The sequence below is a fragment of the Candidatus Termitispirillum reticulitermitis genome (assembly GCF_054655775.1).
This window is the reverse complement of record NZ_BAAIHG010000207.1, coordinates 1-676: the sequence shown is the minus strand read 5'-3', so window position 1 is coordinate 676 and position 676 is coordinate 1. Positions and strand designations below refer to the sequence as shown.

The 676-nt window shown below is 44.2% G+C and carries 1 protein-coding gene and 1 pseudogene; one reads left to right on the top strand and one right to left on the bottom strand.

Annotated elements, in window-relative coordinates; all coding sequences use genetic code 11:
* Positions 1 to 359 (bottom strand): annotated as a pseudogene (locus tag AC1MDJ_RS08320) (SulP family inorganic anion transporter); the annotation flags it as partial.
* On the opposite strand from AC1MDJ_RS08320, the gene AC1MDJ_RS08315 reads away from it, so the two are divergent.
* Complete coding sequence (locus AC1MDJ_RS08315; RefSeq protein ID WP_479690445.1) at positions 353 to 544, top strand: hypothetical protein; 192 nt, start codon at positions 353 to 355, stop codon at positions 542 to 544. The pseudogene AC1MDJ_RS08320 and the gene AC1MDJ_RS08315 overlap by 7 nt on opposite strands.
* Positions 545 to 676: the final 132 nt, after the last annotated feature.

The window sequence follows — 676 nt, the reverse complement described above, 5'->3', positions numbered from 1 at the left end:
GGGTTGACAGTGTCTATGGCGCCAGCATAAGCGGTAATCTTCTCAAAGAAATCAGCTGGCACTGCGCCCATTGTAAGCCCTAAAAAGTCTTTGATTTCGGTGGTGATAAGTATAATAGCTATTCCCGATGTGAAACCTACTATTACTGGATACGGGATAAACTTAATATACAAGCCTATGCGTACATAAGCAAAGACCACAAGCAATGCACCCGCAAGCACAGTCGCCACAACTAGCCCATCGTAGCCAAGCTCTGCAACTATACCATAGACTACCACCACAAAGGCACCAGTAGGTCCGCCTATTTGGTAGCGGCTACCACCTAACAGCGATATAAAGAAACCTGCCACTATTGCCGTTCACTACTATTGGGATTATTCAATATCTGAACCCTACGATTCAGCTGTTATTAGCCTTATTCTGTTTCGGTGAAACCCTTGAAAGGTCAATGTTAAAAGCGTTCGCCTTTGTGTGGGTGGCTATCGCTGTATATATGCTGGATGTAATCATTAGATATTCCGTTATGAAGAGAAAGAGAGCGTAAGCTATGAAAATACCCACTTTTGGCTTTCATCCTCATTTTGCACATATAGCACCGCGCTTTTTTGAGGTGTTCAAAAAGGGCGGCTATTCGTTATTCAAACTGCGCAGGGACCTAGTCGCTGGCGTTACAGTT